Below are 17,860 nucleotides of genomic sequence, written 5' to 3'. Positions count from 1 at the left end.
AAAGATTTGGCTGATTATCGGGGCGGCGGCCAGGGTGTGGCCGGGAGGAAAAACTGTTGATTCGCTGCCGCAAAACATGGTTTGACCTGCGGAAATAGATGGATTTACTCGTCGGTAAAGAGTAAAATGAAGGGTACTTGACAGGCACCTCGAGAGGAGGTCAGCAATGAGCGTCGAGAACTACGTCGACCACTGGGGCACCAGCCCTCGTGACCCGGTTGCGACTGCTCTTGCTGGCATCGAAAACGCTCTCGGTGACCTGCTCGCGATGGACCCCGCCTACTGGCGAACAAGCCAGAAGAAGGACGTCCTCGCGCGGCTGCAGCACCTCAAAGCGCAGCAGGCTGCACTCGAGCTGCGCGTCCTCGCCACCGCTGGCGATATCGCTGAGGAGACCGGCGACAAGGACGCCTCGGCCTGGATGCGGGCTGACCTGCTCGTCGACAAAGGAACGGCACGCGCACAGATCAAACTCGCCGCCGCCATGTCCAAGCACGAACTGCTCGCTGCCAGCCTTGCCGATGGCGTGCTCTCTCACGACAAAGCCAGAGTGATCACGAAAGCCTTGGACGCGATCGAAGCCAACCCCGTCGCGAGCGCCGAAGACCTGCTGCTCGCCGAGAAGCTGTTGGTCGACTACGCCACCCGCCTGACCGCCAACGAACTACGGATCGTGGGCAAGCGGATCCTCGTCGAGATCGACCCAGCACGGTTCGAAGACGCCGAAGCCAAAGCCCTCCTGGCCGAAGAGGAACGTGCCCAACAGAAGACCGCACTGCGGATCTGGGACAACCACGACGGCACCGTTGGATTCGACGGCGTCTTGCCGGTCGCGCTCGGGATGCGGTTCAAGACCCACGTCGAAGCCTGGGCCCAGCCCCGTAAGCAGCAACTGCTTGAGAAGGGCACCCCGTTGCCCCCGTGGGAACGACTCATGGGACAGGCCTTCACCCGCCTCCTGGAGACCATCGACCCCGATGCCCAGCCCCGCCACGGCGGCGACGCAACCACCATCAACGTAGTCATCTCGCTCGACGACCTCCGCAAAGAACTCGGCACCGCAATCCTCGGGTTCGACGAGACCAACGGCGCCACGATCAGCGCGACCGAGGCTCGGAAGATGGCCTGCAACGCGCAGATCATCCCCTGGGTGCTCGGCACTGACGGCCAAGTCCTCGATGCGGGTCGTTCGAGCAGGTTCTTCCAGCCGATCCAGCGCAAAGCACTCCGGTTGCAGCAGAAGTGCTGCCAAGCCGACGGGTGTGACATGCCACCCGAATGGTGCGACGCCCACCACCTGACCCCCTGGTCACTCGGCGGGAAGACCGACCTCAAAGACGGCGTCCTGCTCTGCCCTCACCATCACCGGTTGGCGCACGCACCCGGTTTCACCCATGAACGACTGCCCGACGGAACGATCCGGTTCACCCGACGCCCCTGAATCAGGCGGCCCGCTTGTGAACGATTCACAAAGCGTCATCGTCTAGTGCAGCGACCCGCGACCACCCTCTCGGGCAGCCAGACCTGCCCCCATCCCGAGCCCGGCACCCGACCCAAAATGTCGCGCCAGACCCCTGCCGCCGACCCGATAGACAGCCAAAATTCTCGCCGGCGCCCGGTGTCAAGGATCGCCGAAGGCGACCGGCGAAGCCCGCGGCCGCAGGCCGTCCTTTACTCCGGGTGCCGGCGTGAAACACCCTCCGCGTACGGGTCGGCGGCAAGCAGCCCCACGCGACGACAGCCGAGACGAAGCGCAGCACCCCGCACACGACCCCATCCGACCAACCACGCCGATCACTCAGCGTCGAGACCCTGTTCGATCGCGTAGCGGGTGAGCTCGACGCGGTTGTGCATCTGGAGCTTGCGCAGAGTGTTCTGCACGTGGTTCTGGACGGTGCGGTGGGAGAGGACGAGGCGGTCGGCGATCTGGCGGTAGCTGAGGCCCTTGGCGACCAGCTTGAGGATCTCGGTCTCGCGGTCGGTGAGGGCGGGTTTGTCGCCGCACACCTCGGTGGCGGCGCTGTGCTGGAACTCGCCCAGGACGAGGCCGGCCAGGCCGGGGGTGAAGACGGGGTCGCCGGCGGCGACGCGGCGTACGGCCTCGAGGAGCTCTTCGCGGGAGGCCGACTTCACGAGGTAGCCCGTGGCGCCGGCTTTCACGGCGGCGAGCACGTCGGCCTGCTCGCCGGAGGCGGAGAGGATCAGGACCTTGGTGGTCGGATGGAGAGCGACGACCTCGGTGGTGACCTGCACGCCGTCGGGCTCGGGGATCTGCAGGTCGAGCACGACGACCTCTGGACGCGTCGCGGCGAACCTGGTGATCGCCTCGCGTCCGGTGCTGGCAGTGGCGACGACCTCGAAGCCGGCGCCGGCGAGGTCGCGTTCGACCGCCTCACGCCACATCGGATGATCGTCGACGACCATCACGGCTGCCGGCCGGTCCCTCACCGACGATCCAGCCTGTCGAGACTCCGTGGAACGATCAGCTCCCATTCCGTTCCCATCCTTCCTGTGAAGAGCTCGGCCGTGCCGCCGAGATCGACGATCCTGCCTCGGATCGAGCCCGCGATGCCTAGCCTGCCGTCTTTCTCCGCCTCCGCAAGGCGCCCTTCGGGAATTCCTGCGCCCTCGTCGCGAACCGATACCTCGACGTGATCTGGGAACGCCTGCAGAAGCACCCAGGCGCGCGCGTCCGCGCCGACATGGAGGCGTACGTTGTCGAGGGCTGCGCGGGTCGCGGCGACGATCTCGCCGGCCGGGTGGGCAGGGAGCTCGACCGCGGAGGCGGGCCCCGAGACGGTCACGGTGCCGGTCTCCAACGCGGCAAGGGCGGCCGCCAGGTCGGTCATACCCTCCTGCGCACGCCACTCGGGCTGCTCACCACGCACCAGCGCCCTCAGCTCGCGCTCCTGCTCCCCCGCCAGCCGCCCGAGCTCGGCAGCGTCACCGCCCAGCTCGCCGCCGCGGCGCTGCACCAGAGCGAGCACCTGCAGCACGCCGTCATGGACCGCTCGGGCGAGGCGAGTGCGCTCCTCCGCTCGCGCCGCGGCCCGTTCGGCCGCGTCGCGTTCGAGCGCCATCTGCTGCACCGACTCGCACATGTAGCCGACCACCACACCGCCGATGACCAGCAGGAACGCATTGCCGTAGGTGGACTGGTCGATCTCCTGCCGCAGCGCCAGGTCGGCCACCGCCAGCATCACCCCGGCCAGCAGCCCACCGATCCAGCGATAGTGGATCGCGCAGGCCAGCAGCGCCCCGCTCACCCAGAACCCGGGCACGCTCGCATGGAAACCGGGGCCCTTCACCAGCGGCGTCACGAGCAGAAGCCCGAGCGCGATCACCAGGTCGGCTCCCACGAGCAGGGCCGTGCGGCGCTCGGGCGCTGCGTACGCCCAGACGGCGAAGCCGGTCCACCCCACCATGACCAGCGCACAGACCAGCGCGGTCACCGGCGGATGGAAGTTGCCGGCTCGGTAGATCGTCAGACCGACCGCGTTCACGAGCACCACGATGCGCATGACCACGAGCGCTCGGAGGAGCCTGCTCTCCACCTCCACCGCCGCCGGCGACCCCCACGCACTCACAGTTGGAAGTGTCGCACCATCCCCTCGGTGCCAGAGCCAACAAGTGGGCCACAAGATTCGCAGGTGTGGGATCGTTCCAAGATGATCGGAAGCCTGAACTGCATCGTTATCGACTGTCCTGACCCGCGGGAGCTGGCCACGTTCTACGAGAAGCTCCTGGGTCTTGCGCGGGTCGAAGACGGCGACGACTGGGTCACCTTGGGCGACGCGGATCAACCGCCCAGGGTCGCGCTCCAGCGCACGCCGAGCTTCATGCGGCCCGACTGGCAGACGTCGACGGTTCCACAACAGATGCACCTCGACGTCCTCGTCGAGAACCTGGATGTCGCGCAGTCGGCCGTACTCGGGCTCGGGGCGACCCTTCTCGACGGTTCCGACAAGCCCATCGGCTTCCGCGTCTACGCCGACCCCGTCGGGCACCCCTTCTGCCTCGTGACGCCAGAGGGGTTGGGCTGATCTTCGCGACGTACGCCCTGGAGATGAGTGCCGGAGATGAGTATCCGTGCGGATGCCCACCCCGGCGAGCGGGACGAGAATCGAGCCATGAACGAGCTCTGTACCCCCTACCGGATTCGAACCGGCGCTACCGCCGTGAAAGGGCGGGGTCCTGGGCCGCTAGACGAAGGGGGCCTGCCGGCACATCCTAGAGGCCCGTCTCCGAGGCAGCCAAAGCGAGGGCGCGCATTCGTGTTCGGGTCCCGATTCGGAACGTCGCCGTCGCTTCCGGTAATGTTTCCTCTCGCTTGGGCAGGTAGCTCAGTTGGTACGAGCGATCGCCTGAAAAGTGATAGGTCGGCGGTTCGACCCCGCCCCTGCCCACAAGCAACAACCGGCTCCGACCTGCTGTTATGGGTTGGAGCCGGTTGTGATTTGTGCCCCTCCCCTCACCTCTCAGTGGCACCGAGACGCTCCAGATCGCGAGATGTCGGCCGCGCGTTAGCGTTTCCCCCACACCTCAGCGCGGAACTACGCAAGGATTATTCGTCGTGAAGTACGCCGATCCTGGTCGCTGTCCCGACTGCCGGGAGACCTTCGAGCCCGGCACCAGCCCCTGCCCGCACTGCGGGCTGCCGCTGGAGAACGCCGTGGCTCAAGAGCTCTACGGCGCCCTGCTGCGAGCCGACGTACTCATGACCCGGCTGCGCTCGATCCGGGAGGAGGAGACGCGAGCGGCGCGACAGACGACACCGCCGCCTGCGCCCGCCCAGATCCCGCCGCCGGCACCTCGCCGGATCCAGCCCGAGCCCATGCCGGCGCCCGCCCGCGAGCCGGTGGCCGGCCCTGAACCGCAGACGGACCCGCAGCCCGGCCACGAGCACGTCTCCTCGCCCCTCGACGCCCCCATCTCGGCGCCGGCCGCCGGGCTGGCCGCGGATGCGATCGCCGACCCGGCCACCGCACTCCCGGAGGCCAGCGCCAAGGCCAGGCGCGCGCCGATCACGGTGCCGCTGATCCTGGTCGGCGTCGGAGCGCTGTTCCTCCTGGTCGCGGGCGTCATCTTCCTCGCGGTCGCCTGGGCGGCGATGGGCGTCGGCGGCCGCACCACGATGCTGCTCGTCTTCACGGTGATCTTCACCGTCGCCGGCGGCGTGCTCATGCGTCTCCAGCTCAGAGCAGGCACCGAAGGTGTCTGGACCCTTGCCCTCGGACTGTTGGCGCTCGACATAGCCGGCATGAAGTACGCCGGTTGGCTGGGCGACTCCGAGTGGGGCGGCGGCTTCCTGGTCGCTGTCGGCGCAGCCGTCTTCGTCGCCGGCATCGCGATGTCTCTCCTGGCCGCTCGCGGCGACAAGCTGACCACGGTGATCGGTCCGCAGCTGGCGGCCGCCGCGGGGCTGTTCACCGCCCTCCTCGGTCTCGAGCTCATCTCGACCCTCAACTGGTTCCCGCTGATCCCGACCGTCGTCGCGCTCGTCGCGGTGATCGTGGCGAGCAAGACCGACCTGAAGGCGCTGACGCTCGGCGCGATGGTCGTCATGGCCGGCTTCTGGCTGCTGCTGCTCGTGCGCGGCCTGCTCGACCCGGCGCTGACCGGCTCCGAGCTGCTGCGCGACGGCACCCTGCCGATGCTGCTCGGCGCGGCGGCCGTGCTGGCCGTGGTCGCCCTGCTGTTCCCGCTGCCCGCCAACGCGAAGGTCGCCATGACCGGGGCAGCGCTGCTGATCGCCGCCTACACCTTCACCCAACCGGCCCTCGACGACGGTGCGGTGACGCTGACGACGGTGGCCGTCGTGGTCACCCTGGTCGCGGCCGGTGCGCTCATCGCACTCCCCCGGCCCTGGCGTTGGGCCGCGACCGCGCTGACGCCGTACGTCGCCATGCTGGTCTTCGCCATCATCGTGCTCGCCGTCTCCGCGGGTCTCCGGCTCGCCGACGAGCCCTGGTCGGTCTCGGCGCTCGCGCCGGTCACCGGGCCCGAGCCGATGCTGGCCGGATGGCTGGCGCTGCCGGTGCTGGTCGCGATCAACGCGTTCGGCACGGTCTGGCTCTTCCAGATGAGCCGGCCGGCCTTCCGCAGCTACCGGACCAGTCTGGCGTGGCTCAACTTCTCCGGCGGCGTCTCGGGCCTGGCGATCACCGCGGCCTGCTACGGCGCCCCGCTGCTGGTCCCGGCGCTGCTGCTGCTCGCCGTCGCGGTCGGTCTCGCGTGGTGGGCGCAGCGGTGGCACCGGCGCCTCGCCGGTGGCATCTTCGGGCTGCTCGCCCTCGGAGCCGCACTGCCCAGCGACCTGCTCACCGTCGTCGTCGCGCTCACGATGGCCGGGGTCGCGGCGTACGCAGCCAGGGGGCTGGTCGGTGTCGACCGCGAGGCCACCGCCAGCTACTCGGTGGCGGCCCTCACCGTCGGCGTCTGGTCGCTGGCGCCGCTGATCGACATGGAGCGGCAGTGGGCCGCGTGCCTGATCGTCACCGGCCTCGGCCTGATCACGCTCTTCCGGTTCCGGGCGTCGGGTTGGTGGGCGGCCGCGGCCTGCGCCGCCATCTCGATCGGCATCGGCGCGGTCGACGTCACCTGGGCGGCAGTGCTGCTGACCATCGCCACGGTGCTCGCCGCGGCCATCGGGCTGCACCATCGCCAGCCGCACGCACTGGGCGTCGCCGGCGTCGTCGGGATCGGCGCGGCGACGTCCGCCGTGCTCGCCGACGACGTGCTGGCCCTGGCCGTCAGCGTCATCCTCGCCGGCCTGGCGATCGCCGCCGATCTCACCCAGACAGGCAGGACCCGAGACGTCGCGGCGAGCTACTGGATCCTCGCCGTGACCGCCGCCGCCTGGCAGGCTGCCCGCCTGGCCGACATCGAGCGGCCGTACGCCGCAGTGGTGGTCATCGTCGCGATGGGCGTCATCGCGCTCGTACGCCGCAGCCCCGCCACCGAGGCGGCGGCCGCCACCGGCGCCCTGGTCTCCGTCGGCCTGGGGGCCTTCGGCGGGAGCAGCATCGACACCGACTGGCTGGCCATCCTGCTGCTGATCGCCGGCGTCATGTGCACCGCGACGATCCTGCGCCACGAGGTCGACCAGTCCGGTCCACGGCTCACCATCGCCGGGCTGCTCGGCCTGGCCTCGCTGGGCTCCGCCTTCACCAACGACCTGCTCGCGCTGGTGGTGGCAGGCGTGCTCACCGCGGCAGCGATCGCCGTCGACCGGATCACCCGGGAGCATCAGGTCAAGGCCGTCACCGCGCCCTACTGGATCATCACGCTGACCGCGTTCTGCTGGATGTTCGCCAACCTCACCGGCATCGCGCAGCCTCACGCCGCGGTCGGGATCATCCTGATCCTGACCGTCGTCACCGTGCTGCGGGTGCTGCCGTCGGCCGAGATCGCCGCCGCGGTCGCCGCGGTGGTCACGATCGTCGTCGGCTCGGTCAGCCTCGGCCCGGAGATCGTGCTGACGCCCGACGGGCCGGTCGCGACCGGTTCGCGAGGAGTCGATCTCGCCTGGCTGAGCATCCTGCTCGCGCTGGCCGCCGCCGGTGTCTTCGCCCACGCGATCGCCCACGACGAGCGGCGCTGGCTCGGCTGGGCGGGCCTGGCGCTGGCCACCGTCGCGTTGTGGATCCGACTCGCCGACACGTCGACCTCGACGTGGGAGTCCTACACGCTGCCGCCCGCGATCGCGCTGATCCTCTACGGAGTCTTCAAGCTCCGCACCGACTACGAGGTCACCTCGCTGCCGGTGCTCGGGCCGGGCGTCTTCCTCGCCCTGGTGCCCTCGGTGCCGGCCGCCCTCCAGGACCCGGTCTCGATGCGCACCGCACTGCTCGGCGTCGCCTGCCTGGTGTTCATCATCGGCGGTGCCGGGCTGCGCTGGGCGGCGCCGCTGGTCTGCGGCGCCCTGGTCGCCACCGTCCTCGCGCTCGCGCAGATGCCGTCGGCGCAGATGCTGCAGCAGTGGTGGGCGCTCGGCGCGGCCGGTCTGCTGCTGCTCTTCCTGGGCATCACCTGGGAGGCACGGCTCCATGACCTACGGCGCGCGACGGCCTACGTCCGCGGGCTGCGCTAACGGGCGCAGCTGGCGGGCGCTGGCGAAGAGCCCGGGGCGAGCACGCCGAGCACGGACGTGACACATGTGTCACGTCCGTGCTCGTTGCGGATCTGCGTACGTCACGTGGCTGCGCGTGACCTACGACCGTTCGCCACGTGGCGAACGGTCGACAGCTACAGCAGCGACGGAGAGGTCGTGGTCAACCGATCCGTCAAGAGAGTCCGGGTCGGACGCTCTTCAGTCGCGCGAGGATCCCGCGTCGTTGTCCGACCAGTCGTCGTAGTCGTCCGACTTCTGATCGGTCACCGGGTCCGTAGACGGACCAGTGTCTTCATCACCATGAAGTTCGCGCGCAAGGGCCCCGAAGTCGGTCTCATAGGTCCGGTACTTCAGGTCGCGTGCGACCTTCGTCTGCTTGGCTTTCGCTCGGCCGCGCCCCATAGGGTCCAGCCCCCTCGTCGCACTTGGCCGGGATAGTCCCGGGCTGTTCACAGTTTCTCGTAGAGACAACGCTACCGGTTCATCCCAAGATTGCGCACGCCGGGGTGTCGAAAATCCGTTCGCTCAAAGCGAATGAGACTGAGGTCACACGGTTTTACGGCTCCGGCGACTCGTCACCGTCCGTTCACCTCGCCGACGGATTGAGTGGCAGGACGGTTGACTCGAGGTGCATAGCCTCCCTGGCAAATCTTGGGAGACCTATCAAACGCGTCTTGAACGGAATTGCAGTGACCGAACTGAGCGACCCCCACAACGATCTCCAGGCCGATCTCCAGACCGACCTCCAGGCAGACGCCGGCTGCCCCTCGTGCAGCGAGCACGCTGCGCCGGCAGTCTCCAACGGCCGACGCAACATGCTGTCCCTGCTTCCGATGGCCGGTCACACGAGCGGCAAGCGCAGCGCCGTGACCTGCGCGCTCAAGTGCGACAGCGCGTGCGCCAAGCCGGTGCCCAACACCTCCGACAACGGCTACTTCCGTGACATCGCCGGCAAGGCGCTCAGCCGTCGTCACGCGTTGGGCCTCGCCGGTGCCGGTGCGGTCGCGCTCGCCGTCGGCGGCAGCGGCCTGGCCCCTGCCGCCGCCAGCCCCGGCCAGGCCGGCGCGCTCGCCGCGGGCGGTCACGGTGGGCGTACGAAGCTGCCCTTCAAGCCGATCACGCCGGTCGCCGCCACCGAGGACACCTTCGTGGTGCCGCAGGGCTACATCTGGGAGCCGATCATCCGCTGGGGCGACCCGATCCTGCCCGGCGGCGTGCCCTTCGACGTGGCCGCGCAGAGCGCCGCGAAGCAGGAGCTCGCGTTCGGCTACAACAACGACTACACCGACATCATCGTGACCAACAGGGCCGGCACCAAGGCCCTGCTGTGCTGCAACCACGAGTACGTCAACGCCGAGATCATGTTCCCGCCCGACCTCGCCACCGAGGAGCAGCTCAAGATCGCGATGGCCGCCCACGGCTTCGCCATCGTCGAGCTCGAGCGCTCGGCGCCGGGCGAGAAGTGGAGCTACGTGCCCTCGGCTCCGAAGAACCGGCGCATCACCGCCTCCACCCCGTTCGAGATCACCGGCCCCGCCGCCGGCAGCGACCTGCTCAAGACGAAGGCAGACCCGACCGGCACCGTCGCGCTCGGCACGATCGGCAACTGCTCCGGCGGCACCACCCCCTGGGGCACGATCCTCTCGGGCGAGGAGAACTTCAACGGCTACTTCCGCGCCGATGGCACCGCTCCCGAGGGCAAGCGCTACGGCCTGAGCGACGGGGAGTCGTCCTACGGCTGGGAGGCCATCGAGCCGCGGTTCGACGCGCGTACGCCCGACTACGCCAACGAGCCGAACCGGTTCGGCTACATCGTCGAGATCGACCCGACCGACCCGACCTCGACGCCGCGGAAGCACACCTCGCTGGGCCGCCTCAAGCACGAGGGCGCCAACGTGGTGATCGCCGACAGCGGCCACGTGGTGGCCTACACCGGCGACGACGAGCGCTTCGACTACCTCTACAAGTTCGTCTCCAAGGGGCGCTACAACAAGCACAACCGTCGCAAGAACCTCGACCTCCTCACCGAGGGCGACCTCTACGTCGCCCGCTTCCACGGTGACTCCCCCGAGGCCGAGATCGACGGCACCGGAAAGCTCCCCAGCGACGGGAAGTTCGACGGCTACGGCCAGTGGATCCCGCTGGTGAAGAACGGCCGCAGCAAGGTGTCCGGGATGAGCGTCGAGGAGGTGCTCGTCCACACGCGCCTGGCCGCCGACAAGGCCGGCGCCACCAAGATGGACCGCTGCGAGGACGTCCAGCCCTCCCCCACGACCGGCAAGGTGTACGTCGCGTGCACCAACAACACCGACCGCGGCAAGGACGGCAAGGCCGGCCCCGTCGAGCCCAACCCCCGCAACGCCAACAAGGACGGTCACATCGTCGAGATCGTCGAGGACGACGGCGACCACACCTCCCGGGTGTTCCGCTGGAACCTCGTCATCGTCGCCGGCGACCCGACCGCGGAAGGCACCTACTTCGCCGGCTACCCGAAGGACAAGGTCTCCCCGATCTCCTGCCCGGACAACCTGGCCTTCGACTCCGAGGGCAACCTGTGGATCTCCACCGACGGCCAGCCCGACTCGATCGGCCTGTGCGACGGTCTGTTCAAGGTGCCGCTCGAGGGCCGCGAGCGTGGCCACGTGCAGCAGTTCCTCTCGGTGCCGCGCGAGGCCGAGACCTGCGGCCCGGTCGTCCACGACAAGGACGGCTCGGTCTTCGTCGCCGTGCAGCACCCGGGCGAGGACGGGTCCTGGAACGACCAGCACTCGCAGTTCCCCGACTACGTCGACGGCACCGCCGCCAAGGGTGAGTTCGCGGGTCCGCGGCCTTCGATCGTGCAGGTCTTCAAGAAGTAGCGCTGATCGTCACGTCAAGCCCAGGGATACCCGGTCGACCGGGTATCCCTGGGCTTGAAGGGTGTTTCAGTGCTCGTCAAGTCCATGAATACCCGGTCAACCGGGTATTCATGGGACGGGTGTGACAGCCGAGCCTCAGGCGGTCCAGCCGGCGTACGCCCCGGTGAGCTCGACCTTGCCTCCAGGCGTGTCGGTGACCTCACCGGCGGCCCAGGCGCGGATGTCGTAGCCGTCGAGGACGCGTACGGCCTCGTCGACGTCGTCGGGGTCGATCAGCGCGACCATGCCGACCCCGCAGTTGAGGGTCATCTCCAGGTCGGGCAGCGCGATGGATCCGGTGCGGCGCACGAGGTCGAAGACCGGCGCCGGGGTCCAGGTGGTGCGGTCGATGCGCGCGGAGAGCTCCTCGGGCATGACCCGCTCCAGGTTGGCCGCAAGGCCGCCGCCGGTGACGTGGGACATGGCGTGCGTCTTGGTCGAGCGGGCCAGCTCGAGGCAGGCCTTGGCGTAGACGCGGGTCGGGGTGAGCAGCTCCTCACCGAGGGTCTTGCCGAGCTCGTCGACCTGCGCGTCGAGCGTGTAGGCGCCGGAGTTGAGCAGCACGTGGCGCACCAGGGAGAAGCCGTTGGAGTGCAGGCCGGAGGCCTCCATGGCGAGGACGACGTCGCCCGGCTTCACCAGGCCGGCACCGAGCAGGCTGTCGGCCTCGACGACGCCCGTGGCCGCACCGGCCACGTCGTACTCGTCGGCAGCGAGCAGCCCGGGGTGCTCGGCGGTCTCGCCGCCGACCAGCGCGCAGCCGGCCTCGACGCAGGCCTCGGCGATGCCCTTGACGATCGCCGCGACCCGCTCCGGCACGACCTTGCCGGTGGCGATGTAGTCGGTCATGAACAGCGGCTCGGCGCCGCAGACGACGAGGTCGTCGACGACCATGCCGACGAGGTCGAACCCGATCGTGTCGTGCTTGTCCAGCGCCTGCGCGAGCGCGACCTTGGTGCCGACGCCGTCGGTGGAGGTGGCCAGCAGCGGACGCCGGTAGTCCTTGAGAGCGCTCGCGTCGAAGAGGCCGGCGAAGCCACCGACGCCACCGAGCACCTCGGGACGCCGGGACTTCTCGATCCAGACCTTCATCAGGTCCACCGCGCGGTCACCGGCGTGGATGTCGACGCCGGCTGCGGCGTAGGCGTTGGCCGAGGACGTCTCGGGGGTCTGGCTCACTGTGGATCTCCGATCACGGGTTGTTCAGGACCGGAAGGGCCTTGCCCTCGGTCGGGGACTGCAGCGAGACCTCGAGGAGGTGCTTGCCGAGCAGGCTCTGGTCGGGCAGCTCGACGGGGTATTCGCCGTCGAAACAGGCTGCACACAGGGTGGAGGGCTCCTGGCGGGTCGCCGAGATCATCCCGTCGATCGAGATGTAGCCCAGCGAGTCGGCACCGACCGACGCGGCGATCTCGTCGACCGAGAGGCCGTTGGCGATCAGCTCGGCGCGGGTGGCGAAGTCGATGCCGTAGAAGCACGGCCACTTCACCGGCGGCGAGGAGATCCGCACGTGGACCTCCAGGGCGCCCGCCTCGCGCAGCATCCGCACCTGGGCGCGCTGGGTGTTGCCACGCACGATCGAGTCGTCGACCACGACGATCTTCTTGCCGCGCACCATGTGCTCGAGCACGTTGAGCTTGAGCCGGATGCCGAGCTGGCGCAGCGTCTGCGACGGCTGGATGAACGTACGCCCCACGTAGCCGTTCTTCACGAACGCCTGGCCGAACGGCAGGCCGCTCTCCAGGGCGTAGCCGGTGGCGGCGGGGATGCCGGACTCGGGCACCGGGATGACCAGGTCGGCGTCGACGGGGTACTCACGAGCAAGCTCGCGGCCCATCTCGACGCGCGACTCGTGCACGTTGCGGCCGGCGATGTTGGCATCGGGCCGGGCCAGGTAGACGTACTCGAAGACGCAGCCCTTGCGGTCGGGCTCGGCGAACTTCACCGAGCGCAGCCCGGACTCGTCGATGACGATCATCTCGCCGGGCTCTACCTCACGGACGACGGAGGCGCCGACGGTGGCCAGCGCGGCGTCCTCGGAGGCGACCACCCAGCCGCGGTCGAGGCGGCCCAGCACCAGCGGGCGGATGCCCTGCGGGTCACGGGCGGCGAAGAGGGTGTCCTCGTTCATCCACACCAGCGAGAAGGCGCCGGTGATGGTCGGCAGCACCTCCAGCGCCCGGTCCTCCAGCGAGGAGTCGGGGTGGTAGGCGAGCAGCTCGGTGAGCAGCGAGGTGTCGTTGGTGGAGACCGGCGCACGGCGCCCCTCGGAGTGCTCGGGCAGCTTCTCCGCGGCCGTACGCATCGCCGCGACGTTGATCAGGTTGCCGTTGTGACCGAGCGCGACGGAGCCGTTGGGCGTCGGCTTGAAGATCGGCTGCGCGTTCTCCCACACCGAGGCACCGGTGGTGGAGTAGCGCGCGTGGCCGATGGCGACGTGCCCCTTGAGCGACTCGAGGGTCGGCTCGTCGAAGACCTGGCTGACCAGGCCCATGTCTTTGTAGACCAGGATCTGGCGCCCGTTGCTGACAGCGATGCCCGCCGACTCCTGGCCACGGTGCTGCAGCGCGTACAGGCCGAAGTACGTCAGCTTCGCGACGTCCTCGCCCGGCGCCCACACACCGAAGACCCCGCAGTGGTCCTGGGGACCCTGGTCGTGGGGGTCGAGGGCGGCGGTGAGCCGGCCATCGCCACCCTTGCGTCGGGACACGTGCCTACCTGAGCTGGTGAGGTTGACCACGACTAGGAGTGTACGGGCGGACGCAGGCGATCGCCCAAACCCTTGACAGCCCTGTAAGGGTGGTCACATGAACGACTCGGGATCATGAATGCAAAGACTTATCCACGTCCGCCCTACCGTCCGACCAGTTCATCCCGGATAATCGACCCGATGACTTCTTCAGCGCCCCAGCCCGCCGGTGGTCACCGACTGACGGTGCCGCCGGGATTCGCTCCGCCTCCACTGGGCGGCGGCCGCGCCAGAAGCGACTTCACCACGACGATGACGACGATCACCACCGATCTCGCCGAGATGGGTGGTCTCCTCACCGATGGTGAGGATCTCTCCGACCTCCAGCTCATCGCCGACAGCCTGACCGCTCTGGCCGGTTTCGAGGCCGCCACGATCAGCATCGCGCGCCCCGACAACCGCCTGCACGTCGCCGTCGTCTCCGGCCCCGAGGCGGCACGGGAGAAGCTCCACGGCCTCTCCACGCCCCTCTCCCAGCTCGAGCGCGACCTGTCTCGCGCCGACGACTGGGGGATCTTCATGTTCGTGCCCGCCGAGCGTCGCGACGACACCGACGCCGAGGTCGGCTGGACCTCCAACCGCGAGCGGCTCAACGAGTCCGGCGCCTGGGATCCGCTCGACCTCCTGGTCGCACCGTTGCGCGACGAGAGCGGACGTCTGCGCGGGACGTTCATGGTCGACCTCCCCAGCGACGGCCGTCGGCCCGACGCCGAGAAGCGCGCCATCCTGAGCCGCCACGCGGTGCAGGCTCAGCGCGCGATCCTGCTCGCCCTCGAGCGCGAGGAGCTCTCCGAGCAGGTACGCCTCGCGGAGGCCGCTCGCGACGTGATCCGCCGCGCCGGGCGCGAGCTCGACCCCGACGAGATCCTCAACTCGCTGAGCACCGGGCTGGTCGACGTGCTCGACCTGACCGACTTCTGGCTGCACCTGTCCAAGCCGGGCGGCAAGGGCATCCGCACGAAGGTCTACCGCGAGGAGTTCAAGCTCCCGATCGAAGACCTGACCAACGTGCAGTTCATGGTCGACTACGGGCGCTACCTGTGGGAGCAGCGCAGCATCACGGTGCAGACCCGCGACGGCGCCGAGCGCCTGCCCCACCCCGACCCGGAGGCCCAGGCGGCCATCACCGAGTGGATCCAGCGCCACCCGCTCGGCTCGGTCGTCGGTGTGCCGATCGGCTCCGGCCAGACCTGGTACGGAGCGATGCTGCTGTGCCGCGGCACCGACAAGCCCCACTGGAGCGAGCTCGAGCTGATCACCGCCGCCGACCTCGGGCGCGACTTCGGTCGTGTCGTCCACAACTCCCGGGCCTACCTGCGTCAGCGGGCCGCGGTCGACTCCCTGCGCGAGCTCGAGGCCCACAAGAGCCGGCTCATCGCGACGGTCGCCCACGAGCTGAAGAACCCCCTCTCCGCGTTCCGCTGGAACATCGAGTCGCTGCCCTACGCGGAGTCGGAGGAGGAGTACGCCGAGGTGCTGACCGCGCTCACGCGCAACCGTGACCGCACCGAGAAGATCGTGGCCGACCTCGCGACCCTGTCGAAGGTCTCCGACCCCGACCACCTGCCGACGACCGAGCCCGTCCAGGTCGCGCACGTGCTCTCCGAGGTGCACAGCCAGCTGAGCGCCGAGGCCCCGCCCAACGACAGCCACGAGCTCGTCTTCGACATGCCGCCCGACGACGTCTACGTGACCATGGCCCCCGGCGACCTCGACCGCGTGCTGATCAACCTGGTCACCAACGCGATCAAATACAGCCCCGAGGGCGGCCAGGTCACCGTCAGCACACGCACCAGCCCCGCCTGGTTCGAGCTCAGGGTGACCGACCAGGGCCTCGGCATCTCCCCCGACGACCAGGATCGTCTCTTCACCGAGTTCTTCCGCTCGACGAACCCCACTGCTCTCAAGCAGCCGGGCACCGGGCTCGGCCTGACCATCGTGTCGCGGATCGTCGGTCGTTCCGGCGGTCTGATCTCGGTCGATTCAGCCCCTGGCTCAGGAAGCACGTTCCGTGTGACCTTGCCCATTGTTTAACCTTGTGCACCTGTAACAGGTTGCAGATTCGATCTCGGCGGAGAACCCATGACCAGCACGCCTCCTCAGCGACCGGACGCGCCACGCGGCGCGTCCGGCGACGAGGCGTACGCAGCTCCGGATCCTGGGCTGCAGCTGATCGCCGAAGGGGTGACCCAGCTGGTCGGCTTCGGCGCGGCGGTCATCAACATCAGGCGAGGTGACGAGTTCGAGATCGTCGCGGCGACCGGCGACGAGATCGGACGCACCGCCGGCAGCGAGACGACGGTCTCGGAGATGCTCGGCACCCGGTTCCCGGTCTCGGTGGTCACCGACCTGCTGGAGATGTCGGTGGACTGGGGCGACATCAAGTTCGTCCCGCACGAGAAGAACACCATCGGGGAGGCCGAGGGCTACTGGGTGCCCGACACCGACGAAGACCTGATGAAGCGTCCGGAGGACTGGCACCGGCTCGATGAGCTGCTCGCACCCTTCTACGACGAGGACGGCGAGCTCGTCGGCGTGCTCTCCGTCGACCGCCCGCTCAGCGGCCATCGGCCGGGACGGCGACAGCAGCGCATCCTGAACCGGTTCGCCCGCCAGGCCAAGCGGGCCGTGCTGCTGACGCTGCACCGCGAATACCTGGAGGAGCGAGCCAACAACCTGCTCGAGGCCCAGGCCTTCTTGCGCGAGGCCAACTCCCAGCTCGGTCTCACCGGTGTGCTGGAGGCGGCGCACGACGCGATGAGCCGCGGTCTGGACGCCGACGGCCTCTACGTGCAGACCGACGACGGCGACGGCGCGGCCGTGGCGTACGCCTCTCCCGGCGTCAACTGGGACCCCAGCGAGCACGCGCTCGCCGCGGGCCAGTCCTACCGTGACTCGAACCTGTGGCGAGAGGGACAGCACGCGATCGTCAACCGCGACCTGCTCGTGCGCCTGCGCGACCACCGTGATCCGGAGCGGCGCAAGTTCGCCGTCTTCGGCATCGAGTTCCTCGACTCGGTCGGAGCCGACTCGCTCCTGGTCGTGCCGATCGGGGTCGAGACCACCTCGCTGGGCCATCTCGTGCTGCTGCGCAGCGCCGGACGTCCCCGCTGGACCGACGCCGAGGGGCGCCTCGCGATGGAGTTCGGCCGCGACTTCGGCCGCATCGTGCTCACCTCCAACGCCTACACGCGCGAGCGCGACCTGGCCGAGCGCCTCGCCACTGCCGACAAGGTGCACAGCCGGCTCATCGAGTCGGTCGCGCAGGAGCTGCGCTACCCGCTCACCGCGCTCACCACCGGCATCAACGCCATCGGTCACGAGGAGCGCGGCTCGCCGACCTGGTTCCAGCAGGTCGGCAACCTGATCAGCCGGTCCGACCAGCTCGTCTCGATGGTCGACGACCTGCTCCTCTTCTCCCGCTTCTCCGATCCGTCCTCCCGGCCGACGCTCACCTACGTCAACCTGTCCTCGCTGCTCGAGGAGGTCCACGAGCAGCGGACGTACGAGGCGGAGAAGCGTGGCATCGAGGTCAGTCTCGACGTGCCGAACCACGACGTCGCGGTGATGGGTGACCGCAGCGAGCTCAAAGCGGCGATCCTCAGGCTGGTCGACAACGCGCTGGTCTACACCCACCGCGGTGGCCGGGTGCGGCTCTACCTCGTGGCCAGCGCGAACGAGGTGGCGGTCTCGGTGGCCGACAACGGGGTCGGCATCCCTGCGGCCGAACAGCTGCAGATCTTCACCGAGTTCTACCGCGGCACCAGCAAGGCGGTCGGCGGCCGGAAGGGCGTCGGGCTCGGCCTCAGCATCGTCGACCGGGTCGCCCGCCGGCACGACGGCCGCGTCACGCTGCGTTCCGAGCCCGGCACGGGCACCCGCGTCTCCCTGGTGCTCCCGCTCGGCCGCGTCTACTGATCCCTAACGGCTTGTCACAATCTGGTCGAGACTGTGACGCACACCTGCACAGGTTGGGGTATTCGTGCAACACTCCGTGGTGCCACGATCCTCAAGACTGCCACGTTGTTGCAACACACATGCCAGCCTGACCCGAGAGCAAGGATGCCCCCACCACAGTCAGCCGATGCCCTCGACGTAGCA

At 69.0% G+C, this 17,860-nt stretch carries 11 protein-coding genes and 2 tRNA genes; 7 read left to right on the top strand and 6 right to left on the bottom strand.

From position 1 onward, the window contains the following. The first annotated feature begins 166 nt into the window (after window positions 1-166). On the top strand, window positions 167-1,441 hold the full coding sequence (locus FB381_RS03760; protein ID WP_141779045.1) for an HNH endonuclease signature motif containing protein: 1,275 nt from the start codon (window positions 167-169) through the stop codon (window positions 1,439-1,441). Between the two features lie 353 nt (window positions 1,442-1,794). Here FB381_RS03760 and FB381_RS03755 read toward each other — a convergent pair whose 3' ends face one another. Both FB381_RS03755 and macS read right to left on the bottom strand, forming a co-directional pair. After that, entirely contained in the window at window positions 1,795-2,424 is a 630-nt protein-coding gene (locus tag FB381_RS03755; RefSeq protein WP_141782594.1) for a response regulator, read from the bottom strand. A 20-nt stretch (window positions 2,425-2,444) separates the two neighbouring features. After that, window positions 2,445-3,587 carry a MacS family sensor histidine kinase gene (gene macS, locus FB381_RS03750; RefSeq protein WP_246087947.1) on the bottom strand — a complete coding sequence of 381 codons (1,143 nt, stop codon included), beginning with the start codon at window positions 3,585-3,587 and terminating at the stop codon, window positions 2,445-2,447. A gap of 81 nt (window positions 3,588-3,668) precedes the next feature. Here macS and FB381_RS03745 point away from each other — a divergent pair, with 81 nt between their 5' ends. Beyond that, window positions 3,669-4,043: a VOC family protein gene (locus tag FB381_RS03745; RefSeq protein ID WP_141779043.1), complete on the top strand. Its 375-nt coding sequence runs from the start codon at window positions 3,669-3,671 to the stop codon at window positions 4,041-4,043. A 101-nt stretch (window positions 4,044-4,144) separates the two neighbouring features. Here FB381_RS03745 and FB381_RS03740 read toward each other — a convergent pair. Then, window positions 4,145-4,217 (bottom strand) — tRNA-Glu (locus tag FB381_RS03740). Window positions 4,218-4,332: 115 nt separating this feature from the next. On the opposite strand from FB381_RS03740, the gene FB381_RS03735 reads away from it, so the two are divergent. After that, window positions 4,333-4,406, top strand: a tRNA-Phe gene (locus tag FB381_RS03735). A gap of 167 nt (window positions 4,407-4,573) precedes the next feature. Next, complete coding sequence (locus FB381_RS03730; RefSeq protein ID WP_141779042.1) at window positions 4,574-8,092, top strand: SCO7613 C-terminal domain-containing membrane protein; 3,519 nt, start codon at window positions 4,574-4,576, stop codon at window positions 8,090-8,092. Window positions 8,093-8,311: 219 nt separating this feature from the next. Here the strand turns inward: FB381_RS03730 and FB381_RS03725 are convergent, their stop codons facing one another. After that, window positions 8,312-8,515 (bottom strand): DUF3073 domain-containing protein, encoded by a 204-nt coding sequence (locus FB381_RS03725; RefSeq protein WP_141779041.1) that lies wholly within the window; start codon window positions 8,513-8,515, stop codon window positions 8,312-8,314. 287 nt (window positions 8,516-8,802) lie between these two features. Here FB381_RS03725 and FB381_RS03720 point away from each other — a divergent pair, with 287 nt between their 5' ends. Next, entirely contained in the window at window positions 8,803-10,971 is a 2,169-nt protein-coding gene (locus FB381_RS03720) for a PhoX family protein (RefSeq protein WP_246087946.1), read from the top strand. Between the two features lie 135 nt (window positions 10,972-11,106). Here the strand turns inward: FB381_RS03720 and purM are convergent, their stop codons facing one another. After that, window positions 11,107-12,189 (bottom strand): phosphoribosylformylglycinamidine cyclo-ligase, encoded by a 1,083-nt coding sequence (gene purM, locus FB381_RS03715; RefSeq protein WP_141779040.1) that lies wholly within the window; start codon window positions 12,187-12,189, stop codon window positions 11,107-11,109. A gap of 13 nt (window positions 12,190-12,202) precedes the next feature. Then, the gene (purF, locus tag FB381_RS03710) at window positions 12,203-13,720 is read right to left on the bottom strand and encodes an amidophosphoribosyltransferase (RefSeq protein ID WP_141779039.1); all 1,518 of its coding nucleotides are present in this window, start codon (window positions 13,718-13,720) and stop codon (window positions 12,203-12,205) included. 180 nt (window positions 13,721-13,900) lie between these two features. Between purF and FB381_RS03705 the strand changes: the two genes are divergently transcribed. Beyond that, entirely contained in the window at window positions 13,901-15,793 is a 1,893-nt protein-coding gene (locus FB381_RS03705) for a sensor histidine kinase (protein WP_170225041.1), read from the top strand. Between the two features lie 48 nt (window positions 15,794-15,841). Beyond that, window positions 15,842-17,677, top strand: coding sequence for a sensor histidine kinase (locus FB381_RS03700; RefSeq protein WP_141779037.1), 1,836 nt, complete (start codon window positions 15,842-15,844; stop codon window positions 17,675-17,677). The last annotated feature ends 183 nt before the right edge of the window (window positions 17,678-17,860 follow it).

Origin of the sequence: Nocardioides albertanoniae (assembly GCF_006716315.1) — a bacterium.
GTDB classification, from domain to species: Bacteria; Actinomycetota; Actinomycetes; order Propionibacteriales; family Nocardioidaceae; genus Nocardioides; species Nocardioides albertanoniae.
This window is presented reverse-complemented; position numbering and strand designations above follow the sequence as displayed.

Excerpts from the sequence above, each read along its gene's own strand:
- FB381_RS03705 (WP_170225041.1), top strand. The coding sequence starts at position 13,901 with ATGACTTCTTCAGCGCCCCAGCCCGCCGGTGGTCACCGACTGACGGTG.
- FB381_RS03725 (WP_141779041.1), bottom strand. The coding sequence starts at position 8,515 with ATGGGGCGCGGCCGAGCGAAAGCCAAGCAGACGAAGGTCGCACGCGAC.
- FB381_RS03755 (WP_141782594.1), bottom strand. The coding sequence starts at position 2,424 with ATGGTCGTCGACGATCATCCGATGTGGCGTGAGGCGGTCGAACGCGAC.
- FB381_RS03700 (WP_141779037.1), top strand. The coding sequence starts at position 15,842 with ATGACCAGCACGCCTCCTCAGCGACCGGACGCGCCACGCGGCGCGTCC.
- FB381_RS03760 (WP_141779045.1), top strand. The coding sequence starts at position 167 with ATGAGCGTCGAGAACTACGTCGACCACTGGGGCACCAGCCCTCGTGAC.
- FB381_RS03745 (WP_141779043.1), top strand. The coding sequence starts at position 3,669 with ATGATCGGAAGCCTGAACTGCATCGTTATCGACTGTCCTGACCCGCGG.